Source organism: Microbacterium sp. KRD172, assembly GCF_017168295.1.
In the GTDB taxonomy this organism is placed as follows: Bacteria; Actinomycetota; Actinomycetes; order Actinomycetales; family Microbacteriaceae; genus Microbacterium; species Microbacterium profundi.
The window spans coordinates 935,286-961,110 of sequence record NZ_JABFAS010000002.1 but is presented as its reverse complement, the minus strand read 5'-3'; the positions used below and the strand labels follow the sequence as shown (position 1 = coordinate 961,110).

At 67.3% G+C, this 25,825-nt stretch carries 23 protein-coding genes, 1 tRNA gene and 1 other RNA gene; 9 read left to right on the top strand and 16 right to left on the bottom strand.

Going from position 1 to position 25,825, the window contains the following annotated elements:
• Positions 1-104: 104 nt before the first annotated feature.
• Together J1M43_RS04920 and ffs are read right to left on the bottom strand one after the other, a co-directional pair.
• A complete protein-coding gene (locus J1M43_RS04920; RefSeq protein WP_033106598.1) occupies positions 105-716 on the bottom strand; it encodes a rhomboid family intramembrane serine protease in 612 nt (203 codons plus the stop codon).
• A 62-nt stretch (positions 717-778) separates the two neighbouring features.
• Positions 779-875, bottom strand: an RNA gene (gene ffs, locus J1M43_RS04915) — signal recognition particle sRNA small type.
• Positions 876-1,010: 135 nt separating this feature from the next.
• Here ffs and J1M43_RS04910 point away from each other — a divergent pair.
• The 3 genes from J1M43_RS04910 (at position 1,011) to J1M43_RS04900 (ending at position 5,423) form a co-directional block, all read left to right on the top strand.
• The gene (locus J1M43_RS04910) at positions 1,011-1,988 is read left to right on the top strand and encodes a MoxR family ATPase (RefSeq protein ID WP_206476096.1); all 978 of its coding nucleotides are present in this window, start codon (positions 1,011-1,013) and stop codon (positions 1,986-1,988) included.
• A gap of 68 nt (positions 1,989-2,056) precedes the next feature.
• On the top strand, positions 2,057-3,202 hold the full coding sequence (locus tag J1M43_RS04905) for a DUF58 domain-containing protein (protein WP_307823257.1): 1,146 nt from the start codon (positions 2,057-2,059) through the stop codon (positions 3,200-3,202).
• On the top strand, positions 3,189-5,423 hold the full coding sequence (locus tag J1M43_RS04900) for a DUF3488 and transglutaminase-like domain-containing protein (RefSeq protein ID WP_206476094.1): 2,235 nt from the start codon (positions 3,189-3,191) through the stop codon (positions 5,421-5,423). Before J1M43_RS04905 ends, J1M43_RS04900 begins: the two co-directional genes overlap by 14 nt.
• A gap of 29 nt (positions 5,424-5,452) precedes the next feature.
• Here the strand turns inward: J1M43_RS04900 and J1M43_RS04895 are convergent, their stop codons facing one another.
• The gene (locus J1M43_RS04895; RefSeq protein ID WP_033106595.1) at positions 5,453-6,349 is read right to left on the bottom strand and encodes a rhodanese-related sulfurtransferase; all 897 of its coding nucleotides are present in this window, start codon (positions 6,347-6,349) and stop codon (positions 5,453-5,455) included.
• A 9-nt stretch (positions 6,350-6,358) separates the two neighbouring features.
• Positions 6,359-7,660 (bottom strand): LssY C-terminal domain-containing protein, encoded by a 1,302-nt coding sequence (locus J1M43_RS04890; RefSeq protein ID WP_206476092.1) that lies wholly within the window; start codon positions 7,658-7,660, stop codon positions 6,359-6,361.
• Positions 7,661-7,768: 108 nt separating this feature from the next.
• Between J1M43_RS04890 and J1M43_RS04885 the strand changes: the two genes are divergently transcribed.
• A tRNA-Ser gene (locus J1M43_RS04885) sits at positions 7,769-7,856 on the top strand.
• A 59-nt stretch (positions 7,857-7,915) separates the two neighbouring features.
• On the opposite strand, the gene J1M43_RS04880 is transcribed toward J1M43_RS04885, so the two are convergent.
• From J1M43_RS04880 to J1M43_RS04845, 8 genes are all read right to left on the bottom strand, one after another.
• The gene (locus tag J1M43_RS04880; RefSeq protein WP_033106594.1) at positions 7,916-8,518 is read right to left on the bottom strand and encodes a GNAT family N-acetyltransferase; all 603 of its coding nucleotides are present in this window, start codon (positions 8,516-8,518) and stop codon (positions 7,916-7,918) included.
• Complete coding sequence (locus J1M43_RS04875; RefSeq protein WP_052166970.1) at positions 8,519-9,169, bottom strand: phosphatase PAP2 family protein; 651 nt, start codon at positions 9,167-9,169, stop codon at positions 8,519-8,521.
• A 33-nt stretch (positions 9,170-9,202) separates the two neighbouring features.
• Positions 9,203-10,429, bottom strand: coding sequence for a multidrug effflux MFS transporter (locus tag J1M43_RS04870; RefSeq protein ID WP_033106909.1), 1,227 nt, complete (start codon positions 10,427-10,429; stop codon positions 9,203-9,205).
• Positions 10,430-10,639: 210 nt separating this feature from the next.
• Complete coding sequence (locus J1M43_RS04865) at positions 10,640-11,794, bottom strand: cystathionine gamma-synthase (RefSeq protein WP_033106593.1); 1,155 nt, start codon at positions 11,792-11,794, stop codon at positions 10,640-10,642.
• A 64-nt stretch (positions 11,795-11,858) separates the two neighbouring features.
• A complete protein-coding gene (locus J1M43_RS04860; RefSeq protein ID WP_206476089.1) occupies positions 11,859-13,367 on the bottom strand; it encodes a cystathionine beta-synthase in 1,509 nt (502 codons plus the stop codon).
• A 40-nt stretch (positions 13,368-13,407) separates the two neighbouring features.
• The gene (locus J1M43_RS04855; RefSeq protein WP_033106591.1) at positions 13,408-14,385 is read right to left on the bottom strand and encodes a carbohydrate ABC transporter permease; all 978 of its coding nucleotides are present in this window, start codon (positions 14,383-14,385) and stop codon (positions 13,408-13,410) included.
• The gene (locus J1M43_RS04850; RefSeq protein ID WP_206476087.1) at positions 14,382-15,521 is read right to left on the bottom strand and encodes a carbohydrate ABC transporter permease; all 1,140 of its coding nucleotides are present in this window, start codon (positions 15,519-15,521) and stop codon (positions 14,382-14,384) included. The genes J1M43_RS04855 and J1M43_RS04850 overlap by 4 nt, the downstream gene beginning before the upstream one ends.
• Positions 15,522-15,622: 101 nt before the next feature.
• Positions 15,623-16,942 carry an ABC transporter substrate-binding protein gene (locus J1M43_RS04845; RefSeq protein ID WP_033106907.1) on the bottom strand — a complete coding sequence of 440 codons (1,320 nt, stop codon included), beginning with the start codon at positions 16,940-16,942 and terminating at the stop codon, positions 15,623-15,625.
• Positions 16,943-17,210: 268 nt separating this feature from the next.
• Between J1M43_RS04845 and J1M43_RS04840 the strand changes: the two genes are divergently transcribed.
• On the top strand, positions 17,211-18,215 hold the full coding sequence (locus J1M43_RS04840; RefSeq protein WP_206476085.1) for a LacI family DNA-binding transcriptional regulator: 1,005 nt from the start codon (positions 17,211-17,213) through the stop codon (positions 18,213-18,215).
• Positions 18,216-18,281: 66 nt separating this feature from the next.
• On the opposite strand, the gene rplL is transcribed toward J1M43_RS04840, so the two are convergent.
• The 3 genes from rplL to J1M43_RS04825 form a co-directional block, all read right to left on the bottom strand.
• The gene (rplL, locus tag J1M43_RS04835; RefSeq protein ID WP_033106589.1) at positions 18,282-18,662 is read right to left on the bottom strand and encodes a 50S ribosomal protein L7/L12; all 381 of its coding nucleotides are present in this window, start codon (positions 18,660-18,662) and stop codon (positions 18,282-18,284) included.
• 49 nt (positions 18,663-18,711) lie between these two features.
• The gene (gene rplJ / locus J1M43_RS04830) at positions 18,712-19,200 is read right to left on the bottom strand and encodes a 50S ribosomal protein L10 (RefSeq protein ID WP_033106588.1); all 489 of its coding nucleotides are present in this window, start codon (positions 19,198-19,200) and stop codon (positions 18,712-18,714) included.
• A 255-nt stretch (positions 19,201-19,455) separates the two neighbouring features.
• Positions 19,456-21,246: a glycoside hydrolase family 15 protein gene (locus J1M43_RS04825; protein ID WP_206476083.1), complete on the bottom strand. Its 1,791-nt coding sequence runs from the start codon at positions 21,244-21,246 to the stop codon at positions 19,456-19,458.
• A gap of 76 nt (positions 21,247-21,322) precedes the next feature.
• Here J1M43_RS04825 and J1M43_RS04820 point away from each other — a divergent pair, with 76 nt between their 5' ends.
• Both J1M43_RS04820 and J1M43_RS04815 read left to right on the top strand, forming a co-directional pair.
• Entirely contained in the window at positions 21,323-22,687 is a 1,365-nt protein-coding gene (locus J1M43_RS04820; protein ID WP_206476081.1) for a glucose-6-phosphate dehydrogenase, read from the top strand.
• An 81-nt stretch (positions 22,688-22,768) separates the two neighbouring features.
• The gene (locus J1M43_RS04815; protein ID WP_033106585.1) at positions 22,769-23,449 is read left to right on the top strand and encodes a YqaJ viral recombinase family protein; all 681 of its coding nucleotides are present in this window, start codon (positions 22,769-22,771) and stop codon (positions 23,447-23,449) included.
• A 24-nt stretch (positions 23,450-23,473) separates the two neighbouring features.
• Here the strand turns inward: J1M43_RS04815 and J1M43_RS04810 are convergent, their stop codons facing one another.
• The gene (locus tag J1M43_RS04810; protein ID WP_033106584.1) at positions 23,474-24,361 is read right to left on the bottom strand and encodes a LysR family transcriptional regulator ArgP; all 888 of its coding nucleotides are present in this window, start codon (positions 24,359-24,361) and stop codon (positions 23,474-23,476) included.
• Between the two features lie 70 nt (positions 24,362-24,431).
• Between J1M43_RS04810 and J1M43_RS04805 the strand changes: the two genes are divergently transcribed.
• Positions 24,432-25,049, top strand: coding sequence for a LysE/ArgO family amino acid transporter (locus tag J1M43_RS04805; protein ID WP_033106583.1), 618 nt, complete (start codon positions 24,432-24,434; stop codon positions 25,047-25,049).
• Between the two features lie 56 nt (positions 25,050-25,105).
• Positions 25,106-25,672: a dihydrofolate reductase family protein gene (locus J1M43_RS04800; protein WP_206476079.1), complete on the top strand. Its 567-nt coding sequence runs from the start codon at positions 25,106-25,108 to the stop codon at positions 25,670-25,672.
• Positions 25,673-25,825 lie beyond the last annotated feature (153 nt).

Genomic DNA, 25,825 nt, shown 5'->3' with positions numbered 1-25,825 from the left:
CGGTCTCCGTCGTCTCGTCGTGCGCCTTCTCGTCCGCTGCCCCGCCCGCCCGCGCGAACCGGCACGACCCCGCGTGCCGGAGGCGGCGCGCTTCGAGCCTGCGCTCACGTGCCGCGCGCTCCGCGGCTGCGAGGACCACGCGCTCCCGCGAGCGCCGCCACACCGCCGCCGACCGCGCCGAACAGATGCGCCTGCCAGGAGACGCCGGGGCCCACGCCGACGATGCCGGCGAGCATCGACCCGCCGTACAGGACGAGCACGATCACAGCGATGAGGGCGTGCGCGATGCGGTGCGCGATCGGCCGAGGCGAGAACACGCGCACGACGATGTACGCGAAGTACCCGAAGACGAGCACGGACGCACCGACCGTGAGCGTGCCCGGTGCGTTGAGCAGCCAGGTGCCGACGCCCCCCACGAGCGCGGTGACCGCGGTGACCATCCAGAAGCGGCCGGCGCCTTCGATGGCGATGAGACAGCCGAGCACCAGCAACGGCAGGGTGTTGCCGATCAGGTGCGCCCATCCCGCGTGCAGCAGCGGTCCGAGCACGAGCCCCTGCAGGCTGCCGAAGTCCCATGACCGCAAGCCGAAACCGGTGAAGGAGCCGGGGAGCACGGCGTCAGCGATCTGGATCACCCACATCAGCGCGACGAGAGCGATCGGAGAGGCGAAGCGCCCGATCGCCGCGGAACGCGCAGGAGTGGTGGATGTGCTCACACCACGATCCTCGCAGGCGAAGCTGAACGGTGGGCCGTCGGGCGGCAAAGTGCCCGGAGAGAAGAAAGGACCCTCCGCGCACCCAGCAGAGCCCGGTTACCCTTGCTACGTTTCCGTCCTGGGGGAATTGGCCTGGATGCTGCCACGCGGAGAGCCTCGGACAGTCTACCCGGCGTTCGGCGGAGAGACGAACCGGGACGGGCATCGTGAACCACGAATCCACAGGAGCGCAGGCCGCGCGCGCGGGTTACGATCGATTCACGCGCACAGAAGTGCCGGGGCGAGAGGGAACGCATGGACGACACCGCACCCGAGATCACGGCCGAGCAGTTCCGGACGCAGACCTCCGCCATCCTGACATCGGTGGGCGAGGTCATCGACGGCAAGCCGGATGCCGTGCGCAGCGCCCTGACGTGCATGCTGGCCGAGGGCCATCTGCTCATCGAGGACGTCCCAGGGGTCGGCAAGACGATGCTCGCCCGTGCGATCGCCGCGAGCGTCGACGCGACGGTGCGTCGCATCCAGTTCACCCCTGATCTGCTGCCGGGCGATGTCACCGGCGTCTCGGTGTACAACCCCGTCGACCGCGAGTTCGAGTTCAAGTTCGGTGCGGTTTTCGCGCAGATCGTGATCGCCGACGAGATCAACCGCTCGTCCCCCAAGACCCAGTCCGCCCTTCTCGAAGCCATGGAGGAGGGGCAGGTCACCGTCGACGGCCGCACGCACCCCCTGCCGGATCCGTTCCTCGTCGTCGCGACGCAGAACCCGCTCGAGATGGAGGGCACCTACGCACTTCCGGAGGCGCAGCGCGACCGGTTCATGATGCGCATCTCGATGGGCTATCCGGATGCCGCGGCAGAGGCCCTCATGCTCCGTCAGCGCGACAGCGTCAATCCACTCGCCTCGATCACCCCGGTCGCCGATGCCCGAGCGATCAGGCGGATGATCGGCTTCGCCCGCGCAGTGCATGTCTCCCCCACCGTCGAGGAGTACGCCGTCGCACTTTCACAGGCCACCCGCACCGATCCGAGCCTGCATCTGGGCGCGAGCCCGCGCGCCACTCTTCAGCTCGTGCGCGCGGCCAAGGTGTGGGCGGCGCTGGACGGACGGGAGTTCGTGATCCCGGACGACCTCACCGCATTGCTCGCACCCGTGTTCGCGCATCGGCTTCTCCCTGCCCGCGGCGTACACCGTGCGGGTGCGCAGCCCGTCGAGGCCGCGCTCGCTCAGATAGTGGACCGTGTACGCGTTCCACTGGCCGCCAGGTTCTGATCCGAGTCCGGCCATGCCTCGACGTCATCTGCTCACGGGCCGGGGGGGCAGCCGCGCTCCTGACCGGTGTGCTGTTGACGATCGCGGCCAATCTGCTGGCAGCGCCGATTCTGCTCTACGTCGCGATGCTGTTGTTCCTGCTCGTGGTCGTCGCCGTCCTCGTCGTGCACGTCCCCCGGCGCACCGGTGCGGTGAGCAGACGCATCTCCACCGATCTGCTCACCGTCGGTGAGGAGTCGCAGGTCGCCGTGCGATTCGACATGCGCGCCCTGCGCATCCCGCTCGGCATCTGGCGCGACAAACTGCCCGCCGCGGTCTCCGGCGATGCCACGGGAGAGTTCCCCACCGACAACGGCACCAGCATCGGCTATGCGATCACGGGCGTGCGCCGTGGCGTGTGGGCGGTGGGGCCGCTGTCGCTGCAGACGATCGACCCGTTCGGATTCGCTCAGCGCACGCAGGAGTTCGGAGACACTCGCACGGTCACCGTGGTCCCAGAGGTCGTGCCGCTCGCTCCGCTCAGCTCGAATCTCGGAGCGGCCGGCGGAACCGCGCACACGTCATCCACACGGCTCGGACAGGGCAGCGACAACCTGTCTCCCCGGCGTTACGTGTCCGGCGATTCGATGCGCCGCATCCACTGGCGCGCGACCGCCCACCGCGGCGACCTGATGGTGCGACAGGAAGAGGAGGAATCCAGCCCTGACGCGCTGGTCGTCCTCGATCGCACAGCCCGGCACTGGGACATCCAGCGTGAGCAGGCCGACCCCGCGTTCGAGGCTGCCGTCTCCGCGTGCGCATCCGTCGCCCTTCACCTGGTGCAGGAGGGGTACAGCGTGGATGTGCTCGATTCGGCGGGAGCCGTGCTCGGCAGGCTCCGCGGGCACGAGGATGACCGCGACGGCCTGCTCGTGGCGCTGGCGCTCACTCGGCCGCAGGGTGAAGGTCGCGACATCATCACCCTCTTCGATGGAACGCCGCCCGGTCCGCTGGTGCTGATCACGGGGCACCTCGACGAGGAGGATGCTGCGCTGCTGCGCCATGGCGGGGCCGCGGCTCCGATCCTCCTCGCAACCGACCTCGGTCCCGGCGCCGGAGACGCCGCTGCGCGACTGGGGTGGTCATCCGCTCCGCTGGCAGAGGACATCGCCGCCGCCTGGGAGGACGCCCTCCCCGCCCGGATGGCGACAGGAGGCGGGCATGTCGCCCGCTGAGCAGCGTCGCACGCCGTGGGCCGAAGAGGCCGCTGCCGCCGACCGGCAGACCCGCACGCTGGCGATCGCGATGCTCGCAGCCTGCGCAGGTTTCGTCGCGCTGTGGCCGTATTCGTCGGCCATCGCGGCGGGACCGTGGTCGCTCGTGAGCATCACCGTCATCGTCCTCATCACAGCCACCGGCGCTCTCATGCGTCACCTGGGCGCACGCCGCCGCGGGCGGGATGCGTGGGCGCTGCTCGCTCAGTTGGTCGTCGCAGTGTGCGCGCTCACCCTGATGCTGGTCCCGCAGGGAGCTCTGCTCGGATTCATCCCGACCGGTTCGACCCTGCAGGCCCTCGCTCCGCTGGCGGCCCAGGCATTCGAGCAGGTGCAGTTCGGCACCGCCCCGCTGAACGACACCCTGGCCGTTCGCGCCATGCTCGCCGTGGGGTTCGCCGTCATCACGATCATCATCGACCACCTGATCGCTCAGCGACTCACCCTGCTCGCGGCGGTGCTCGTCACCGCGGTCGGCGTGGTGCCGATGATCATCACATTCGGCGATGCCGATGTCCCGTGGTTCGTGGTGCTCGCGATCCTGATCCTCTTCCTGCTGCGGCACAGCACTCGTCACGATGCCCGCAGGCCGAGGCGGGCATCGGTCGCTGTGGCTCTCGGCGTCGGCGCCGCGGCTCTCGCCGGCGCGCTCATCATCACCCCGATCCTGCCGGTCTCCGCAAGCTGGGTGGGCACGGGGACATCCGTCGCGCTGAATCCGTCGCTGCGGCTGGGCGACGACCTGCGCCGGCCGGCACCCACCGACGTCATCACGCTGGCGACCACGGCTGTGACCGCACCGTACCTGCGGATCGCGACCGTGTCGGGGTTCGACGGACAAGTCTGGCAAGCGGACGAGGAAGACACTCGGCCGCTCTCCGACGGCTTCGGAGACGGCAACTGGGCCGAGGAGATCGCCACCACGCAACGGCGCACCTCGATCCGCGTCGTCGGCATCTCGAGTTCCTGGTTGCCGGTGCCGTATGCGGCGACGAAGGTCACCGGCACCTCCTCCGGCTGGGAGATCATGCCCGGCAACCGCACAGTGGTCTCCGAGACGCGCAATGCCGGGGGCGAGGACTACACGGTGACGACAGCCACTGCGCAGCCGACGCTCGAGCAGATCCGCGCCTCCGGAGCCATCCGCAGCGCCGAGGATCCACAGGTCCCGGAGGACCTTCCGCCGGTGATCGCCGAGACCGCCCGCGAGGTGACAGCCGGTGCCGAGACCGACTACGACCGCATGATCGCCCTCCAGACGTGGTTCCGGTCCGAGTTCACCTACTCGCTCGACGCCCCGGTCGACGGCGGCTTCGACGGCACCGGTGCGGACGCGGTCGCAGAGTTCCTCGATGTGCGCTCGGGATACTGCATCCACTTCGCCGGCGCGTTCGCGTTGATGGCGCAGACGCTCGATCTTCCGGTGCGGATAGTGGTCGGTTACCTTCCAGGGCGTCTGACCGACGAGAAGCGCGGCGACGAATTCGTCTACGTCGTCAGCAGCGATCAGCTGCACGCCTGGCCGGAAGTGCGTTTCGGGGGCATCGGATGGGTACCGTTCGAGCCGACCGCATCGCTTGGCGTGCCGACCGCATTCGCGCCGGCATCCGTGGAGGCCGGGCCGGTCACCGGCCCGGCGACACCAGCGCCGAGCGCGGCACCATCGGCGACCCCGACGAGCGGTCCTGAGCTCGACGAAGCGACGGATGACCCCTCTGCTGCGGGCGGCGGCGTGCTGCAGCGACTCGATCCCACGCCGGTGATGCTCGTGGTCGGCGGCGCACTGCTCTTGCTGCTACTACCGGCACTGATCCGCCTGTTCGTGCGGATATGGCGCCGCTCACGCGCCAGAGGCGGAGACGCCGTGATCGCGTGGCGCGAGCTGCGGGCGACGCTGACCGATCTGGGCGTGCCGGTCTCGGATGCCGACTCTCCCCGGGAACGGGGCGCAGATCTGATCGAGCGCGGCGCCGACGCCCGGGCGGTGCAGACGCTGGTGGATGCTGTGGAGCGTGCCAGTTACGCCAGGGAGAAGCTCGATGCGCGCGATCTCGCTCCCGCCCTCGTCCGAGTGAGCGCAGATATGCACCGTCATGTCGATGCGCGCGGGCGCGTCACGGCTCTGCTGCTGCCGCGCTCGCTGTTCGCTGTCGACAGCTCGCGACGGCCTGCGCCGGCCTGACCAGCGGCTGAGCGGCGGCGTGCGCCCGCTCAGGCGAGTTGCACCGTGTGCTCATCGCACGGCACCGCGTCGCAGCTCTCGCACACGACGAACTGGCGACGGCACGCGGCATCCGGGCAGTTCGCGGTGCGCTTGGTCTGCGTACCGCACCCGGCGCACGTGCCGATCACGGCGGTGTGGTCGCTGAAATCCACTGATCCGCGCTTGTCGAACACGTAGAGCGAGCCGTCCCACAGGCCATCGTCTCCGAAGCGCTCCCCGTAGCGGACGATGCCACCCTCGAGCTGGTACACCTCGCCGAACCCGCGCGCCGTCATGAGACTCGACAGCACCTCGCAGCGGATGCCGCCAGTGCAGTAGGTGACGACCGGCTTGCCCTTGAGATCGTCGTACGCTCCCGAGTCGAGCAGCTCGACGAAATCGCGAGTCGTCTCGGTGTCGGGCACGATCGCACCGCGGAAACGGCCGATCTCGGCTTCGAGCGCGTTGCGCCCGTCGAAGAAGACGACGTCGTCACGCGACTGCACGAGCTCGTGCAGTGCGTCGGGACTCAGCCGTGCACCACCGCCGACGACTCCGTGCTCGTCGACCCGCAGCTCCCCCGGCGCCCCGAAAGAGACGATCTCGTCGCGCACCTTGACGCTGAGCTTGGGGAAGTCGACGCTGAGTCCGGCGTCGTCGAGCCCCGTCCCCTCGCTCCATTTGATGTCGGCATCCTTGAACGCCGGGTAGGAGCGGAACGAGCGCACCCACTTCTTGAGCGCAGGAAGATCGCCGCCGAGAGTGCCGTTGACGCCGTCCTTCGAGATGATCAGCCGACCGCGCAGCCCGAGCGCCTCGCCGAGGTCGCGCTGCCACAGGCGGATCGCCTCCGGGTCGGCGAGCGGCGCGAACGCGTAGAAGAGGACGATCTTGGGTGTGGCCACCCTGCGATTTTACGCGGGCTTCGATCCACGGCGCCTGCGCGCCCATGCCCCGGCGCTCTCACTCGACAGGCACAGCAGCGTGATTGCCTGGACCGATGCCGTGAGCAGTGTCCAGTCCAGGCCCAGCACAGCGCTGCCGTCCAGGTAGTCGATGGCCATGAAGATGATCTGGAGGATCACGAGCACCATCAGCACCGCGCGAGATCGGCGGCCGCCGCGCAGCACGAGCCACGCCATCACGAGCTGCCAGATCATGAAGGCCCCGAACAGACCGACCACGACGAGGATCAGCACACGTTCGTCGGGTTCGGCGGCGGAGAGCAGCTGCCAGAACGTCGCGTCGGAGAGCACATCGACCAGCTGGAGCACGGTGACGAGCCCGATGAGCGTCACCGCGGTGATCACCGGCAGCGGTGCTCGAGCGATCTGACGTGCGGTGCTCGGATCGGGTTGCAGCACGGCGACGGGCTCGGGCGGCACAGTGCGGGAGACATCGACGATCGGCAGGTCGCCGTCTGTCACGAATCGATCTCCACCGCCGTTGCGCGAGTGATATCCGGTGGTGAAATCGCGGAGCAGTCGCACGCGGACGTCGCTGTCGGCCGACTGCGCCGTCGTGACCACGTGGTCGCGCTCCACATCGGTGTTCTCGTCGATGCGATGGGTGACCTGGAGCGTGAACAGGGACAGGCCCACATCGGTGTCGTAGGTCGCCGCGCCGAGCCAATCGGCGTGGGCGCCGCCCGGAAGCAGCCACCCGGGTGGGCTGTGCCAGAAGCGCACGTGATGGCGCTGCTTCGGATTGCCCTTCACCTCCTGCTGGTACGCGACGTCGTGGCGCCTGCCGAACAGCATGAGTGGCGACACCGGTGCGGTGGCATAGCTGCGCCTGGTGAGCGTCGACGCGATGATCCGCCACGTCGATGCCGCTGTGATCTCATCCGCGCGATGCCAGCCGGCCGAAGTCATGACGTGGTCGAGTTGGGCGCCGGAGCCGTCCACTCCGAGGTTCACCGGATCGCCGAGCAGACCGTCGGCCGTTCGGGTGCGCCCGAAGAAGTAGTCGGGCACGTAGAGGTCGGAGAGCATGCGATGCAGCCGTGGCAGCACCAGGTACGCGGTGATCGCCCAGATCGGGATGAACCAGACCAGCGCCCAGGGCGTGCGCACTCCCTGGATAGCGATGATCGCCGCAAGCCAGACCGCCGCCGCCGTTCCCACGAGGAACGTCGTCCGATCGAACACGGTTGCCGGCGGCAGTGACTGCTGCATCTGCAGCATCCAGCGCCGGCGGTGCGGAAGCTCGTTCACGCGTTCCCCCTGTGCGAGTCGCCATCGGTGTCTCCCTCACCTTATGGCGCCGAGGGCGACTGGCGCAGGCGGCATCAGCGATCGGATAGACTGTTCAGGTTGTTCCTTGGTGACGTGTCCGAGCGGCCGAAGGAGCACGCTTGGAAAGCGTGTGTTGTGCAAGCAACCGCGGGTTCGAATCCCGCCGTCACCGCCAAATGGCTGAAGGGCTCCGCGCCAGCGGGGCCCTTCAGTCATCTAACCTGTGCTGAGGATTCAGTCGGTGAACCGCTCCCCGTAGCTGCGCCCGCCGTCTTCGGACGGCAGCCGCTGCATTCCGAGTCGCTCGTAGAAAGCCGCCGCACCCGTGTTCTCTGGGTTCATGCCGAGGTGCAGCCCCTTCACGCCACGACGGCGCAGCTCGGCGAAGAGGGTCTCGATCAGCCGACGCCCGAGTCCCTGTCCCTGGGTCTCCGGCAGCAGGTCGATGTGCAGATGCGCCGGGTACTGCGCCGTGTTCGGATTCTGACCCGGACGCCGCCGATACCCGTACTCGATCATCTTCTCCTCAGGACTCTCCGCATGGACCGGCCGCGGGAAGCGTTCGGTGAACTGCGGCCACCACTCATCGCGGAACCACCGTTCGAACGCGTCGGTGTCGTCTGTGGCGACGATGTAGCCGATCGCACGACCGTCGTCGGCCTCGACGATCGAGCACAGATCGGGATGCCGTTCGGCATACGGCACCGCGAACAGCAGCCCCCAGAGGTCGTCGTCGCTGAACATTCCGGTCGCGTCGGCGCCGGCATCCGCGGTCTTCAGGCAGATCTCGAACATCGCCTGGCGATCCTCGGGACGGTACGGGCGGATGCTGCTCACTCAGGGCTCCTCTTCATCGTGCGCGACATATCCCGCCGCGCTCTGCGGCCGGCGCACCCACGTCAGCATGAGGGCGCCCACGATCAGCACCGTGCCGACACCGACCAGCACCCCGCCGATCGTGTCGCTCAGCCAGTGCACCGAGAGCAGCGTGCGCGAGAAAGCCATCGCGATCGTCCAGATGATGCCGACGATCAGCACCCACAGCCGGGGAAACAGCAGCACCGCGATCACCGCCAAGGTTGCGGCGTTGGCCGTATGCCCTGACGGGAATGAACCGAAATCGGAGATCACCAGCATCTCCTCCGGTCGCGCACGACCGAACAGCTGCTTGAGCAGCTGCACCGCCAGCACGCTCGCGAGCAGCGACACGCCCACGAACACCGCTGCCCGCCATCGCCTGGCGATCAGCAGGGCGGCCAGGATCGCGAGCGGGATCACATACGTCGCGGCCCAACTGCCTCCGACCTCGTTCATCACCTCGGAGAAGCTCAGCAGCAGCGGCGTCTGGATACCGATCATCAGCCGGTTCCATCCGCTGTCCATCGCCGAGGGGATGTCGGGGCCGGGCGCGGTCATCGCCGCTCCCAGCGCCATCGCCGCGAGCACGCAGCCGATGCCCCACCAGAGCAGCGCCGGTCGTCGAGTCATCCGCTCATTCTCACCCACGTGAAGTCCGGGATGCTACGGCGCGAGCATTCCGACCGTGCGCGGACGCACGATCAGCCACAGGGCGAGCGTGCCGACCACGGCGCAGCCGACCATGACCGAGGCCATCGTGGTCGCCGTGATGGCGCCTGCCGAGACGAAGCCGACGACCGGCGAGATGATCGCGGCGATGCCGTTGTTGCTCGCGCCGAGGATCGACGCTGCCGTCCCTGCCGCCTTGCCATGACGATCGAGCGCGAGAACCTGCACGCAGGGGAATGAGAAGCCGCACGCGGTCATGAACACGAACAGCGGGATGACGGTGCCCCAGAAACCCAGGCCGAGCTGGTCGCAGACGATGATCGCGGTGCCGCTGATCAGCAGCACAGCCGTCGAGAACGCAAGAACCCACTGCGGGCCGAATCGCGCCGCGAGCCGTGACGCGGCCTGCACGCCGAGCACCACACCGACCGAGTTGACGGCGAACAGCCAGCCGTACTCCTGAGCGTTCAGGCCGTGCGTCTCCTGGAACAGGAACGGCGAGGCCGAGAGGTACGAGAACAGCCCGGAGAACGTCATGCCGCCGATCACGAGCACGCCGAGGAACACCCGATCGCTGAGGACGCTGCGATAGCGCTGCCAGATCGTGGTGCTTCCGCGTTCCTGCCGTCGCTCCTTCGGGAGGGTCTCGGGGATGAACAGCAGAGCGGCCAGGAACATGACTGTGCCGTATGCGGCGAGGACGATGAAGATTCCGCGCCACGGCATCACTCCGAGCAGCCACGATCCGATCAACGGTGCCACCACGGGTGCGACGCCCGAGACCAGGGCGAGCCTGGAAAGCATCACCACGAGTCGGCGACCGCCGAACAGGTCGCGCACGACCGCCATCGCGACCACGCCTCCGGCTGCCGCTCCGATGCCCATGAGCACGCGCGCGCCTCCGAGCAGCAGCAGATCCGGAGCGACTGCCGCGGCGACGCTGGCGAGCACGTGCAGCGCCGTGACGCTGACCAGCGGGATGCGGCGTCCGACCTTGTCCGAGAGCGGGCCGACGACGAGCTGACCGACCGCGAAGCCGATCATCGTGCCGGTGAGCGTGAGCTGGATCGCCGCGGAGGTCGTCTGGAAATCGGACTCCAGCACCGGGAACGCCGGCAGATACAGGTCGATCGTGAACGGTCCGAGCGCGGTGAGCGCTCCGAGCAGGATGATGTACAGCACCCGGCGGCGATGCGAGATCGCATCGCCAGGGTGCAGCATGATCGGCGCGGTCGCCGGGTTCGGCCCGAGCACCCTGATCGCGCCGGTGGGCGTGCTGGTGCGGATCGTGCCGGTGATGGCGCGGATGCTGCCGGTCGGCGTGCGGTCGAGATCTGTGCGTTCGAAATCGGGAGTGGGGACGTCAGGCGGTGATGAATCGTTCAAGATCCCTCAATGCTACTCGCGTCGCTCTCCGCGCCGCAGAGTCGCTCAGCCGTTGATGCGCGCCAGCCCCTGCTCGAGGTCGGCGATCAGGTCCGCCACGTCTTCGATTCCGACGGACAGTCGCACGACGTTCTCCGGCACGGCGAGAGGTGTGCCGCGCACCGAGGCGTGCGTCATGTCCGGCGGGTAGCCGATCAGCGACTCGACGCCGCCCAAAGACTCCGCGAGTTGGAACAGCTCGGTCGACTCGGCGAAGGCGCGTGCGGCGGCCTGGCCCGCGGCGAGCGCGAGCGACAGCATCCCGCCGAATCCGCTCATCTGGCGCGCGGCGATCTCGTGGCCGGGGTGCGAGGAGAGTCCGGGGTAGAACACCGTCTCGAACTCGGGGCGTGCCGCCGCCCACTCCGCGATCGCCTGCGCGTTCTCGCTGTGCTGGCGCACTCGAACGGCGAGCGTCTTGATGCCGCGGGTCGTGAGCCACGCGTCCAGCGGCGCGGAGACAGCACCGACCGCGAACTGCTGGAACTTCACCTGGTCGTAGAAGCGATCATCGGCGAACACGACGGCACCGCCGAGCACGTCGGAATGACCGCCGAGGTACTTCGTCGTCGAGTGCACGACGAGGTCGGCGCCGAGTGCGAGCGGAAGCTGCAGCGCCGGTGAGGCGAACGTGTTGTCGACGACCACGATCGCACCGGCCGCGTGTGCGATCTCGGCGGTCGCGGCGATGTCGACGATCTTGAGCAGCGGGTTGCTGGGCGTCTCGAGCCAGACGATCCTGGTCTCGGGGCGCAGCGCCTGGCGGATCGCATCGACGTCGCCGAGCTCGACGGTGGTGGTCTCGATGCCCCACGGCGCGAGCACCTTGGTGAGCAGTCGGTAGGTGCCGCCGTACACGTCGTTTCCGAGCAGCACGTGGTCGCCGGGCTTCAGGATGCCGCGCAGCAGTGCATCCTCCGCCGCGAGACCGGACGCGAAAGAAAGTGCACTCGCACCGCCCTCGAGCGCGGCGAGCTGCGTCTGCAGCGCACTGCGGGTGGGATTGCCCGCCCTGTTGTACTCGTATCCCCCGCGGAAGCCGCCGATGCCGTCCTGCACGTGCGTGGAGGCCTGATAGATCGGCGGGATGATCGCACCGGTCAGAGGATCGGGCGCTTGGCCTGCATGGATGGCACGGGTGGCGAAGGAGTGGTCGGACATGCCCTCAGCCTACGTCCGCAGGCCGCGGCATCCTCTCCTGTTACGCCGGGTGACCCTCTCTCGCTCAGCGCGCGAGATAGGCGAGCAGATCCTGGCGGGTGAGCAGCGTGTGCGGCTTGCCGTCGATCGTGACGAGCAGCGCGTCGGCATCGGCGAGCGCCGTGCGTGCCTGATCGACGGACGCATGGATGCCGACGAGCGGCATCCGTGCGTCGACATGCGCGCCGACGGCGTCCGTCGGCTTCGCCTCGTCGCGGAAGAGCCGATCCAGCAGTCCGCGTTCGTCGACCATGCCGACGACCTCACCCATCATCACCGGCGGCTCCGCGCTGAGCACGATGAGCTGTGAGACGTCGAACTCCGTCATCATCCTGATGGCGTCGAGCACCGTGTCGCTGGGGTGCGCGTGCACGAGCTCAGGTATCGATCCCCGAGCCTGTCGTATCGATCCCTGAGCCTGTCGTATCGATCCCTGAGCCTGTCGTATCGATCCCTGAGCCTGTCGTATCGATCCCTGAGCCTGTCGTATCGATCCCTGAGCCTGTCGTATCGATCCCTGAGCCTGTCGAAGGGTCGTGCGCGCATCGAGTACGTCCGCGACCGTCTCGCCCTCTTCGACCTCGCTGAACCCGTACGAGCGCATCCACGAGTCGTTGAAGATCTTCGACAGATACCCGCGACCGCCGTCCGGCAGCAGCACCACCATCACGGCATCCGCCGGCAGGGTCCTGGCCACACGCAGAGCGCCGACGACGGCCATGCCGCTCGACCCGCCGACGAGGATGCCCTCTTCACGTGCCAGGCGACGGGTCATCGCGAACGACTCGGCGTCGTCGACGGCCACGATCTCGTGAGGCACTGCGGGGTCGTAGGATCCCGGCCAGATGTCCTCCCCCACGCCTTCGACGAGGTAGGGGCGCCCGGTGCCGCCCGAGTACACGCTTCCCTCCGGGTCGACGCCGATGATGCGCACGCGCTCCTCTGACACCTCACGCAGGAATCGCCCGGTGCCGCTGATCGTCCCGCCCGTTCCGACGCCGGCGACGAAGTGCGTGACCCGGCCGTCGGTGTCGCGCCAGATCTCGGGTCCGGTGGTCTCGTAATGGCTGCGCGGACCGTTCGGGTTCTCGTACTGGTTCGGCTTGAAGGCTCCGTCGATCTCACGCACGAGCCGGTCGCTGACGCTGTAGTACGACTCGGGGCTGTCCGCCGGCACGGACGTCGGCGTCATCACGATCTCCGCGCCGTATGCGCGCAGCACATCGATCTTGTCCTCGCCGACCTTGTCGGGTAGCACGAACACGCACTTGTAACCGCGCTGCTGAGCGACCAGCGCGAGTCCGACGCCGGTGTTGCCGCTGGTCGGCTCGACGATGGTGCCACCCGGTCGAAGCTCACCCGAGGCTTCGGCCGCGTCGATGATCCGCTTCGCGATGCGATCCTTCGAGGAGCCGCCCGGGTTGAGGTACTCGAGCTTGACGAGTACGGTGCACTCGACGCCCTCGGTGACGTGCTGCAGCTTCACGAGGGGCGTGTCACCGACGAGGTCGGCGATGTGCTCGGCGTAGTCCATGCTCCCAGGGTACGGCCACGGCCCCGTCGTGAGTGCTGTGTTACCCCTTCGTTGAGCCCGCCAGCAGACCTCGCACGAAGTACCGCTGCAAGGCGAAGAACACGATCAACGGGACGATGATCGACACGAACGCCCCGGCCGTGAGCAGATACCAGTCGTTGCCTCGTGTACCGGTGATCTCGGCCAGGAGCTTCGTGATCGGAGCGGCGCCGCCGTCTGCGAACACCAGTGCCACGAGCAGGTCGTTCCACACCCAGAGGAACTGGAAGATCGCCACCGACGCAATCGCCGGCATGGTCAGCGGCAGCACGATCCGGAAGAAGATCTGTCCGCGTGACGCACCGTCGACGCGTGCGGCCTCGATGATCTCGCCGGGGATCTCGGACATGAAGTTGTGCAGCAGATAGATCGCCAGCGGCAGAGCGAACATCGAGTGCGCGAGCCAGACCTGCGCATACCCACCGGATGCTCCCAGCGGCAGCGTGATCTGGAGCCCGAACAGATTCAGCCCGCGCGAGAACGTGCTCAGCAGCGGGACGAGCGCCATCTGAATCGGAACGATCTGCAGCGCGAAGATGAAGATGAAGAGGAAGTTGCGGCCCTTGAAGTCGATCCACGCGAACGCGTAAGCCGCCATCGACGCGACCATGAGCGGAACGATCGTCGCCGGGATCGTGATGGCGATCGAGTTCACGAACGATTCGATCATCGTCAGCTGCGTCGTCCCCGACTGCAGGACGTCGACGTAGTTCTCGCCGGTCACCTGCGGATTGAGGAAGAACTCCCACCAGCCGCTGGATTGGATGTCATCGCGGGGCCGGAACGACGAGATGAAGAGTCCGAGGGTGGGGATCGTCCACAGGAACGCGATGATGATCGATGCGACGGATGCCCAGGGCCGCGACAGCTTCTTGCGCGTGCGTCCTGCAGAAGCATTCAGCCTGCCGCCGGTGGTGATCGCACGAGTACTGGCGGGGGTGGACGTGGGCACTGCGTTGGACTTCACGGTGTCGCTCATCGGATCTCCCGCTGCTTCTGGATCTGGCGTGCGTTGTAGATGACGATCGGCAGCACGAGGATGAACAGGATGACCGCCAGGGCGGCGCTGCGCCCCGCTTCGAACTTCGAGAACTGCGTGTACATCTCGTTGGCGAGCACCGAGGTCTCGTAGTTTCCGGCGGTCATGGTGCGGACGATGTCGAAGACCTTCAGCGAGGCGATCGAGATCGTGGTCAGCACGACGATGAGAGCCGGTCGGATGGCGGGGACGGTCACCGAGATGAACCGCTGCCAGGCGTTCGCGCCATCGAGTTCCGCGGCCTCCAGCAGTTCCATCGGCACACCCTTGATCGATGCGGAGAGGATCACCATCGCGAATCCGGTCTGCACCCAGATCAGCACGACGATCAGGAACAGGGTGTTCCACGGCGGGTTGAGCAGGAACTGCTGCGGCTCAGCGCCGAACCAGACCAGGAGCTGGTTGAGAAGGCCGATCTGTTCGAACTGCGGGCCGCGGTACTCGTACATGAACCGCCAGATGATGCCGGCGCCGACGAACGAGATCGCCATCGGCATGAAGACGAGGACCTTGTAGATCTTCTCGCCGCGTGTGCGGTCGATGAAGACGGCGTAGGCGAGTCCGACGATCGTCGACACCGTCGGCACGATCAGCACCCAGACGATCGTGTTGACCACGACGCGGACGCCGTCCGGCTGCCCGAATATCCAGGTGTAGTTCGCGAGCCCGACGAACGACTTCCCCGACGAGTTCATGAACGACGCCGCCATCGTCTGCAGCGACGGCAGGACGAGGCCCACCAGCAGCAGCAGGAACGCCGGCGCCATGAACGCGACGAGCTGGATGAGGTATCCCTTGCCGGACTTGGAGCGGTAGTCGAGCAGGAAGAACACGGCTCCCACCACGACCGCGGCGCCGATCGCCCAGTAGTAGGACCGGAAGAACCACATCACCGCGAGCGGCACGAGCAGGCACATGGCCAGCCGGATGACGGTGTACATCTTCCCCGTTCGAGGGGCGATGTCGACGAGCAGGAGGATGATGGCCACCACCAGCCCGAAGGCGATGACGACGGCCACCGCCTGCAGGACCGGCGGCAGCGAGCCGACCCATCCGAAGAATTCGATCGCGGTCACGGAGTCCCCTTTACAACAGCGTGCAGATCATCAGCGGTCCATGCGCCGTCGCGTGGACCGGTACCGGACGGGCCGCCCGAAGGCGCCCCGTCCGCATCGGGTCAGCCGGCGGGCCAGCCCGTCTCGATCTGCTGGAGGACCTCGTCGGTCGACGTACCGTTGACCCACGCGACCATGCCCTTCCAGAACGTACCGGCACCGACAGCACCCGGCATCAGGTCACTGGCGTCGAAGCGGAACGTGGTGTCGGGGTCCTGCAGGATCTTGATCGTCTCCTGGAGGATCGGGTCCTGCGCTGCGTCGGGCTCGAGCCCGTTGTTCGCCGACGTCACACCGCCGAGGCTGACGCGACTGTTCGCCCACTCAGGGCTGGAGAGATACGCCAGCACCTTCTGCGTGGCCTCACTGTCGCTGAATGCGCCGACGATCTCGCCTGCGCCGGTCACGGCCTTCTCACCCGCACTCTCGCCCGGGAGCATGAACGCCCAGACGTCGCCGTCCTCGGCGATGTTCGTCCCCTCGGGGAAGAATCCGGAAAGGAACGACGCCTGGTGGGTCAGAGCGCACGAGCCGTCTGCGACCTTCGGCGCGACATCGCCGAAGGCGGTCGAGTTGATCGAGCGCACCTCGCCGAATCCGGCGTTGACGTTCGCCGGGTTCAGAAGGATCCCGCCGACCGAGTCGAATGCGGTCTTGATCTGCGGATCGGTGAACGGAATCTCGTTGTTGACCCACTGGTCATACACGTCGGGGCCGGCCTGCCGGAGCACGTAGTCCTCGATCCAGTCCGTTCCGGGCCAGCCCGTGGCGGTACCGGATTCGAAACCGGCGCACCACGCGGGGGTGCCGGTAGCGGCCTGGATCGTCTCGGTGAGTGCGGTCAGGTCGCCGAGGGTCTCAGGAACCTCGACTCCCCACTCGGCGAACTTCGCCGGGGAGTACCAGATCCAGCCCTTCACATTCGCCATGAGCGGCGCGCCGTAGAAGGTCCCGTCATAGGTGCCGTAGTTGACCCAGTCCTCGGTCCAGAACTCGTTCGCGTTCTTCTCGACCTCTTCCGGGGCCGGCTTGAGGAAGTCGCGCGAAGCGAAGTCGGCGAACAGACCCGGCTGCGGGAAGATCGCGATGTCGGGCGGGTTGCCACCCTGCGCGCGCGTGCCGAGCTGCGTCTCGAAGTCCTGGCTGCCTTCGTACTTGATCTCGATGTCGTTCTCTTCGGCCCAGTCTGCCCACGACTCCTGCAGCAGTTCGGCCTCGCTGTCGACGATCGTGCCGTAGATCGTGACCGTGCTGCTGCCCCCGTCGCCGCCGCCGTCGCCACCTTCCGGCGCGCCAGGAGCCCCACATCCTGCAAGCGCGATGCCCGCCGCCCCGATCAGGGCGAGCGGCGCGAGACGCCGATTACGCTGTGACAGTCCCATGTGACTTCTCCTCCTCGAGTTCACGTCCCCATACGTGCCGCCTGCCCGAGAGCGAGCAGATTCGGGAACCGATTCCAGGCCAAACCTACCGACCCTGCCCGCCCGGCACAATGGCGGCACATCACAAGCTGACAACCTTTGTCCGCGCGAGCAGAGCGCCAATGGGAGCGCTCCCTCACTGATCACCTGGAACCGGTTCCTTTCGCGCGGCAGTCGGACTACGCTGTGCACGAGTGCGCCCATGGGCTGCCGACGTCGAGGAGGATGCATGAGCACGATCGCGGATGTCGCGGCGCGTGCCGGCGTCTCCAAGGCGACGGCCAGTCGCGCGTTGAGCGGCCGAGGATACGTCTCCGCCGAGACCAGAGCGCTGGTGTCGCAGGCCGCGAGCGAGCTCTCGTACGTCGCGCACTCGTCAGCGACGAGTCTCGCGACCGGACGAACACTGACGATCGGCGTGGTCGTACCGACGATCAGCCGCTGGTACTTCTCCGAGCTGCTGACCGGCGTGCAGTACGCCCTTCTCGCCCACGACTACGACCTCGCCCTCTACGGCGTTCCGGAAGGCTCCGCCGCCAGAGACCGGATCTTCGACGTGGTACTCCCCCGCCGACGATTCGACGGCATCATCGCCGCGGGTATCCAGCCGCTCAGTCACGAACTCGACCGGCTGACCGGGCTCGAGCGCCCGCTTGTGACCATCGGTCCGTATCACCCTGGTACGAGTTCGGTGTCGATCGACGACGCCGCTGCCGCTCGCATCGCGACGGAGCACCTGATCGACCTCGGCCACACGGCGATCGCGTTCATCGGCGCGGGTGAGGACGACTCTCGTGGGGGATTCGGAGATGCTCTCCGGCTGAAGGGCTATCGCGAGGCGATGGATGCCGCCGGTCTCGGCGACCGCGTCAGCGTGAGCCCCGCGGCGAGCGACATGCCCAGCGGATACCAGAGCGCAGTCGACCTGCTGGGAAACCGACGGACCCGTCCGTCCGCTGTGGTGGGTGTGTGCGATGAGACGGCGATCAGCGCGATCATCGCCGCGCGCCGCCTGGGCATCGCCGTGCCGACCGAACTGAGCGTCGTCGGAATCGATGACCATCAGCATGCCGAGATGTTCGCCCTCACGACCATTCGGCAGCAACCTCGAGAGCAGGGAGCGCGGGCGGTCGACCTCCTGCTTCGGCAGTTGGAGCACCCTGGTGCCGACGTCGAGCATGTCGTCGCGGCATCCGCTCTCGTCGTGCGCAATTCCTCGGCCGCGCCGCGCTGAGCAACCCCGTGACGCACGAATGCCCCGGGCATCAGCCCGGGGCATCCATAAAGCGTTGAGACGCTGTTACTTCAGGGTCACAGAAGCGCCGGCAGCCTCGAGAACTTCCTTGGCCTTCTCAGCGGCTTCCTTGTTGGCGCCCTCAAGGACGGCCTTCGGTGCACCGTCGACGACGGCCTTGGCCTCGCCGAGGCCGAGCGAGGTGAGCTCGCGGACGGCCTTGATGACCTGGATCTTCTTGTCGCCGGCAGCCTCGAGGATGACGTCGAAGGAATCCTTCTCCTCGACCTCTTCAGCAGCGCCTGCGCCAGCGCCACCAGCAGCGGCCGCGGGGGCAGCAGCGGTGACGTCGAACTTCTCCTCGAACGCCTTCACGAACTCGCTGAGCTCGACGAGGGTCAGGTCTGCAAACTGCTCGAGCAGCTGCTCAGTGGTGAGCTTCGCCATGATGTATCTCCTAGATTGATGGGGTTTGTGGAAAGAGATCGCCGGTCGCTCACGCGGCCTGTGCGGTCTCCAGCTTTTCGCGAAGCGCGTCGATGGTGGCCGCAGCCTTCGCCATCGTCGCCTTCATCATGCCCGCAGCCTTCGCCAGCAGAACCTCACGGCTCTCGAGCGAGGCGTACATGTTGACCTCGTCGGCGGTGAGGGTGTTGCCCTCGAACACGCCGCCCTTGATCACGAGAAGCGGGTTGGCCTTGGCGAAATCACGAAGAGCCTTCGCAGTGGCGACGAAGTCGCCATGAACGAATGCGACAGCCGACGGACCCTTGAGGTCGTCATCCAGCGCAGAGATGCCGGCCTTGTTGGCGGCGATCTTGGTCAGCGTGTTCTTCACCACGGCGTACTCAGCGTCCTGACGGATGCTGTTACGCAGCTCCTTGAGCTGGGCAACCGTCAGACCGCGGTACTCGGTCAGCAGGACGGCGTTCGAGTTCTCGAATGACTTCGTGAGCTCGGCAACCGATGCATCCTTCTGCGCCATGGTCACTCCTTGGTGGGTACGAGATGCCGCACGGTGGTGCGGCATCGACCTCGACCGCCCCACAAGCCAAACAAAAAAGCTCCGGCGCAAGCGCACGGAGCTTCAGAAACTGTTCGTGACACCTGCGCGGGCCCCTGCTGAGCAGTGCTTCGATCATGCTGCGCTTACGCACATCACGACGACCGGCGGTCTTCGGTTGATCCAAGAATACGGCATCCGGCGCAGTCGCCCAAATCGCCGGCGGCTCGGCGCGGCTCAGTGACGGTCGGCGGCGCGGCCGGAGTGTCCGCCGAGCGCATCCGCCGCACGGACCAGCGCGAGATGTGACAGCGCCTGCGGTGTGTTCCCGGCATGTCTGGCGCCGTCGACGTCATACTCCTCGGAGAGCAGGCCGAGATCGTTCGAGAGAGCGACCAGTCGCGTCATCAGCGCCTCGGCATCCTGTACGCGCCCGCTCGCAGCGTACTGCTCGACGAGCCAGAAACTGCATGCCAGGAACGGATGCTCGCCACCGGCGAGACCGTCGACTCCGGTCGTCGTGCGATAGCGCATCAGCAGCCCGTCGCGGAGCAGTGTCTGCTCCATCTGCGCGACGGTGCGGATCATCCGGGGATCATCCGGGGCGCAGTAGCCGACCTGCGGCAGCACGAGCAGCGACGCATCCACCTCGTCCGAGTCGTAGTGCTGCACGAAGTATCCGCCCGCGTGCACTCCTCGCTCGTCGATCTCGGCACGCAGCCGGTCGCGCATCCCCTCCCAGCGGTCGGCGTCGCCCGCCAAGGAGTGCTCGCGCACCGCGCGGACTCCGCGATCGAGGGCCGCCCACATCATGACGCGGGAGTGGGTGAACCACTGCGGCTCACCGCGGATCTCCCAGATGCCGTTGTCCGGACGCTCCATCCCGGCGATGACGCGTTCGAGCAGGGCCCGTTGCAGGGGCCAGGAGAACGACGACTCCTCGAGCCCCGCGATCCGGGCCGCCTCGAGCGCGACGAGCACCTCTCCGATCACGTCGCCCTGGTACTGATCGACGGCGCCGTTGCCGATCCGAACGGGCGAGGCCCCCTGATATCCGGGCAGCCCTACGAGCTCGCGCTCGGCGAGGTCGCGCTCTCCCGCGATGCCGTACATGATCTGCACCTCGGCCGGGTCGCCGGCGACCGCACGTAGAAGCCACAGTCGCCAGTGCTGGGCCTCGGGAAGGAAGCCGTGGGTGATGAGCACTTCGAGCGTCAGTGCGGCGTCGCGCAACCAGACGTAGCGGTAGTCCCAGTTGCGCGATCCCCCGAAGTCCTCCGGAAGTGACGTCGTCGCTGCCGCGACGATGCCGCCGGTGTCTCTGTTCGTGAGGGCTCGCAGCACCAGCAGCGAGCGCGCCACGATCTCGCGATGCGGTCCTTCGTGCTCGATCCCGCTGGCCCATCCCTGCCACCAGGAGCGGGTTCGCGCGACCGCGTCTTCGATGTCCAGCGGATGGGGTGCGCTCTCGTGCGAGAGGAACCAGGTGAGGGTGAGGTCGCGCGTCTCGCCTTCGGACACCGTGACACGGCCGGTGTGGACGTGGTCGGATGCCCTGAGCGCGACGCCGCGGACGATCACGGCATCCGGCCCGGCCGTCGCACGCAGCGCCGGCACGGTCTTGGTCCCCACCTGCCGAACCCACGGCAGCGCTCTGGCGTAGTCGAAATGCATCCGCAACTCGGTGGTGAACTCGACGCTGCCTGTGATGCCGATCACGCGGCGGACCACGTCGGTGCGCTCCGCGCTCATCGGCATGAATTCGTGCACCTCGGCGACACCAGACGCGCTCTCCCATCGGGTCACGAGGATGAAGGTGTCCGGAATGTAGCGTCGGCGCATCGTCGCCTGATCGTCGCGCGGCCGCAGTGTCCAGCATCCGTGCGTCGGATCCCCCAGCAGCGCGCCGAAGATCGACGGCGCGTCGAAGCGCGGCAGGCAGAGCCAGTCGATGCTGCCATCACGGGAGACGAGAGCCGCCGTGCGGCAGTCGCTGAGCAGCGCGTAGTCTTCGATCGGAGATGGCATCCGTCTGAGTCTGGCAGTGACCGCATCCGGGATCCAGCCCTGTCGTGATCTCTCGGTGCCGACTACGGTGGGGCGCATGGCCGAGCACACCACACTCATGATCTTCGGAGCATCCGGCGACCTCACCTCACGGCTGCTGCTGCCGGCGTTGGGCCAGCTGCTGATGACGGAGCCGAAGCGCACCATTGCGCTGATCGGCGCCGGTATGGACGATTGGACGGACGACAAGTGGCGCGATGTCGTGCAGATCGCGTTCACGTCATCGGATGCCGCGGACGCGATGACGCGGGTGGAGACCGAGTATCACCGCGCCGACATCACGTCCGTCGACGACCTGAAGAAGCTTCTGTCCGCGAAGAAGGCACCGCTGGCGCTGTACTTCGCGGTGCCACCATCCGTCGCGGCGGCGGCGTGCGATGCCATGGCGACGATCGATCTGCCGAAGGGCATCGTTCTGGCGCTCGAGAAGCCGTTCGGCGTCGATGAGGACAGCGCTCGCGCGCTCAATGAGCGTCTCGCCGTGCTCGTTCCGGAGAGCCAGGTGTTCCGCGTCGATCACTTCCTCGGACGCTCGACCACCCTGAACCTGCTCGGCGTGCGCTTCGCGAACCGCGTGCTGGAGCCGCTGTGGTCGGCCACGGACATCGAATCGGTCTCGATCACGTACGACGAGTCCCTGGGCCTGGAGGGCCGTGCCGGTTACTACGACCGCGCAGGAGCCTTCGTCGACATGATCCAGAGTCATCTCCTGCAGGTACTGGCGGTGTTCGCGATGGAGGAGCCGGCAACCCTCGACGAGGTCGACTTCCGCGCCGCGACGACGGCCGTGCTGCGGGCGACATCGGTGTGGGAGGACGATCCGGTGCACAACTCCTACCGGGCGAGGTACACCGCGGGCAGCGTCGGCGACCGCAAGTTCCCTTCGTATGTGGACGAGCCCGATGTCGATCCGGCGCGCAACACCGAGACGCTGGGAGCGGCGACCTTCGAAGTGCGCAACGCCCGCTGGGCCGGCGTGCCGATCACGTTGCGCTCCGGAAAGGCCATCGGAGATCCCTCCCGTGAGATCGTCGTGCGATTCCGCCCGGTGCGCCATGTGCCCGTCGGCCTCCGCGGAGACGCGGAGGGAGCCGTGCTGCGATTCTCGCTCGGCACGGCGGAGATCTCTCTGGAACTCAACGTCAACGGCGAGGCTGATCCCTTCGAGTTGGAGCGGACGACGATGTCTGCTGAACTCGGCCCTGGCGCTCTCAAGGCCTATGCCGAGGTGCTCTCGTGCATTCTCGATGCAGACCCCGTGCTGGCGGTGCGAGGCGATGCTGCCGAGGAGTGCTGGCGCATCGTTCAGCCGGTTCTCGATGCGTGGAAGAGCGACAAGGTGCCGCTCGAAGAGTATGTCGTGGGCTCGCATGGCCCCGAGGGCCGGCCGGCGGCAGGCTGAGCTTCCGACGCAGCGAGGCCGAGCCGACGCAACCCGGCGCGGCTGGTCTCGCGCGTCCGTGCCCGCGGGTAATCTCGAATGGTGACTCCCGAACTGCAGGCTCGAATCGTCGCGGACTCCCGTGACCGCGTCGCCTGGCTCAGGGCACGTACCCGAGGTATCACGGCCACTGACGTCGCCGGGCTCTCCGGAGACAAGTCGATCGCCCGCGCCGCCGATACGAAGCTCGGCGGCGGGGCGCACTTCGGCGGCAACGCGTACACCGATCATGGCCGCCGCCGCGAGCCGGAGATCGCCTCCTGGGTCGCCGGCACGCACGGCATCCATCCGTCGTCGGCGCTGTTCCGGGCCGAGACCGAGCATCGCCATCTCGCCACCCCTGACGGCATCGTCCAGGACAGCGGAGGTCGCATCCTGCTCGCCGAGATCAAGACCACGAACAAGAACTGGCGCACGATCCCCCGCACCTATCTGCGCCAGGTCTGGTGGCAGCAGCACGTGCTGGGCGCGGAGCGCACCCTGTTCGTGTGGGAGGAGCACGACAGTTTCCGCCCGATCCATGATGAGCCGCGCTGCGTGTGGATCGACCGCGACGAGAAGGAGATCGGCCAGCTCGTCTCACTCGCGACGCGACTGATCGACGAGCTGTATCACCGCACCACAGGACAGCGCCCGCCCGGCGCCGCCGTCGAGGCATCGGCCAGCCGTCGCGATTCGCTGCGTGAACGCGACGCGTTCCGCGCACTCGCCCTCGCGGACTGACCGACCGCTGAGCGACGCGTTCCGTCAGTTCAGGACGCGTTCGGCCTCTGCGATGACCTCTGCCGCGATCGCGTCGAGCAGCGCAGATCGCAGGTTCCACTGCTGCCAGTAAAGCGGCACGTGGATGGGGTCGCCACCCAGTGGGCGCGCGGCACCGGATGCCGCGGCATCGGTCGCCTGCGACCCGGGCAGCATGCCCCACCCGAGGCCGAGCAGCACGGCCTGGGCGTAGTCGTATGACGCGGGGACGTAGTGCCGGGGTATGCCCTGCTCATCTATTCCGCGAGAGCGCAACCAGCTGTGCTGCAGTGTGTCACGCCGGTCGAAGTCGACGAACGGTGCACGTCGCAGCGCCGGTTCGGTGACGCCGTCGGGGAACCACCGCTCGACGAATGCGGGGGTCGCCATCGCCTCGTAGCGCAGCACGCCCAGCGGCGCGACCGTGCATCCTGCGACCGGAGACTGCTCGGACGTGACTGCTGCCATGACCTCGCCGGATTCCAGCAGCCGAGCGGTGAACGTCTGATCGTCACGGTGAAGGTCGAAGTCGATGTCGTGGACCTCTGCCAGACGCGCGAGTGGCGCGAGGAACCAGGTCGCCATCGAGTCCGCGTTGACGGCGAGCGGGACGCTGACTCTTTCGCCGGCCGCGTCGAGCCCGAGCGCCGACAGCGCGTCGTGTTCGAGCAACGCGATCTGGCGCGCCATCCGCACCACCGACTCCCCCGCCGCCGTCGCCTTCGCGGGCCGGCCGCGCACGATCAGGACCTGCCCGAGCTGCTGCTCGAGGGTCTTGAGCCGCTGGCTCACCGCCGACGGGGTGATGTGCAGCGCACGCGCTGCCGCGTCGAGACTGCCCTCGTCGACGATCGCCGCAATGGTCGACGCCAGCTCCGGTGAGATACCAACCATGTAAGCCATACTAATGGTTCATAAGATATGTTCGTTGGCGCTAATGTCACCCACACCATAACGTCGAAGAGTGATCTCGTTCTTCGCCGGCCTCGGTCTCGGCCTCTCCCTCATCATCGCGATCGGCGCCCAGAACGTCTTCGTCCTCCGGCAGGGCATTCGACGCGAGCATGTGCTCGTCGTCGTCGTCATCTGCGCGCTGTCCGACGCTGTGCTCATCGCGACCGGAGTCGCCGGGCTCGGGTTCCTGCTCGAGAGGGTGCCGTGGCTGGTGGATGCCGCGCGCATACTGGGTGCCGTAGTGCTGCTCGTCTATGGTCTGCTCGCGGCCCGTAGAGCGTGGCGCGGCGCCGACCAGACACTGCAGGATGCTGCCCCTGCGAAGCGGACGGGACGGCTGACCGCCGTGATCGCGCTCGCGCTCGCCCTGACCTGGTTGAACCCCCATGTGTACCTGGACACTGTGCTGATGCTCGGCTCGATCGCCGCGACGCACGGCGATGGGCGGTGGCTGTTCGCGGCGGGCGCGATGCTGGCGAGCGTGCTGTGGTTCACCGCACTCGGTTACGGTGCGCGCGGGCTCGCGCGCTGGCTGAACACCGCGCGGGCGTGGCGGATCCTCGATGCGCTCATCGCCCTGGTCATGATCGTGATCGCCGTCAGCCTCGTGCTGCCGCTGTTCGAGTGAGGGTTCCGCACGGTCGTCGAAAGGCATAAACTCCTGCCCGAAGCGAAGGAGACGACATGCAGACTCTGACGATCGACTTCATCTGCTCGCTCGACGGCTACGGCTCCGCGGTGGGCTGGCCTGGATGGTGGGGGATGGAGAGCCCCGAGTACCTCGACTGGCTCGATGACGCCCCGGCGGGGGACGATCCGCTGCTTATGGGAGCGAACACCTATCGTGTGATGTCCAAGCTCACCGCGGGCGGCGAACCGGGCACGGATGCGCTCAACGGCATTCCCAAGTACGTGTTCTCGTCGTCGCTCCGCGCGCCGTTGACGTGGGCGAACTCGACGCTCGTCGACACGGATGCCGTCGACTACGTCGGCCGCCTGAAAGAGGAGTCGGATCGACCGCTGCGCACGATCGGCAGCGTCGCGCTGTGCCGCTCGTTCCTGAACGCGGGGCTCGTCGACCGCTACCGGGTTGTGATCTTCCCCGTGATCACGGGGGCAAGCGGACGCGAGCGCATCTTCGACGGCTATCCGGACGTGACCCTCGAACTCGTCGAGGCTCGAACGTTCGACCGCCGCACTCAGCTGCTCGAGTACATCCCGACCGTGGTGGACGGGCCTCCAGGTCGCTGAGCACAGTCAGGCGAAAACTGTCGTCAAACGCAAAATGGCCACCCTGTGTGGGGTGGCCATTTTGTTTCTTCTAAGAGAAGTTCGGCGGTGTCCTACTCTCCCACAGGGTCCCCCCTGCAGTACCATCGGCGCTGTGAGGCTTAGCTTCCGGGT

What these genes read in the sequence shown, in the direction of transcription:
- J1M43_RS04810 (WP_033106584.1), bottom strand. Translation starts at nt 24,361, where the DNA reads ATGGTTGGTATCTCACCGGAGCTGGCGTCGACCATTGCGGCGATCGTC.
- J1M43_RS04870 (WP_033106909.1), bottom strand. Translation starts at nt 10,429, where the DNA reads ATGCTGCACCCTGGCGATGCGATCTCGCATCGCCGCCGGGTGCTGTAC.
- J1M43_RS04865 (WP_033106593.1), bottom strand. Translation starts at nt 11,794, where the DNA reads ATGTCCGACCACTCCTTCGCCACCCGTGCCATCCATGCAGGCCAAGCG.
- rplJ (WP_033106588.1), bottom strand. Translation starts at nt 19,200, where the DNA reads ATGGCGCAGAAGGATGCATCGGTTGCCGAGCTCACGAAGTCATTCGAG.
- J1M43_RS04910 (WP_206476096.1), top strand. Translation starts at nt 1,011, where the DNA reads ATGGACGACACCGCACCCGAGATCACGGCCGAGCAGTTCCGGACGCAG.
- J1M43_RS04900 (WP_206476094.1), top strand. Translation starts at nt 3,189, where the DNA reads ATGTCGCCCGCTGAGCAGCGTCGCACGCCGTGGGCCGAAGAGGCCGCT.
- J1M43_RS04860 (WP_206476089.1), bottom strand. Translation starts at nt 13,367, where the DNA reads ATGGACTACGCCGAGCACATCGCCGACCTCGTCGGTGACACGCCCCTC.
- rplL (WP_033106589.1), bottom strand. Translation starts at nt 18,662, where the DNA reads ATGGCGAAGCTCACCACTGAGCAGCTGCTCGAGCAGTTTGCAGACCTG.
- J1M43_RS04845 (WP_033106907.1), bottom strand. Translation starts at nt 16,942, where the DNA reads ATGGGACTGTCACAGCGTAATCGGCGTCTCGCGCCGCTCGCCCTGATC.
- J1M43_RS04840 (WP_206476085.1), top strand. Translation starts at nt 17,211, where the DNA reads ATGAGCACGATCGCGGATGTCGCGGCGCGTGCCGGCGTCTCCAAGGCG.
- J1M43_RS04820 (WP_206476081.1), top strand. Translation starts at nt 21,323, where the DNA reads ATGGCCGAGCACACCACACTCATGATCTTCGGAGCATCCGGCGACCTC.
- J1M43_RS04800 (WP_206476079.1), top strand. Translation starts at nt 25,106, where the DNA reads ATGCAGACTCTGACGATCGACTTCATCTGCTCGCTCGACGGCTACGGC.
- J1M43_RS04825 (WP_206476083.1), bottom strand. Translation starts at nt 21,246, where the DNA reads ATGCCATCTCCGATCGAAGACTACGCGCTGCTCAGCGACTGCCGCACG.
- J1M43_RS04855 (WP_033106591.1), bottom strand. Translation starts at nt 14,385, where the DNA reads ATGAGCGACACCGTGAAGTCCAACGCAGTGCCCACGTCCACCCCCGCC.
- J1M43_RS04875 (WP_052166970.1), bottom strand. Translation starts at nt 9,169, where the DNA reads ATGACTCGACGACCGGCGCTGCTCTGGTGGGGCATCGGCTGCGTGCTC.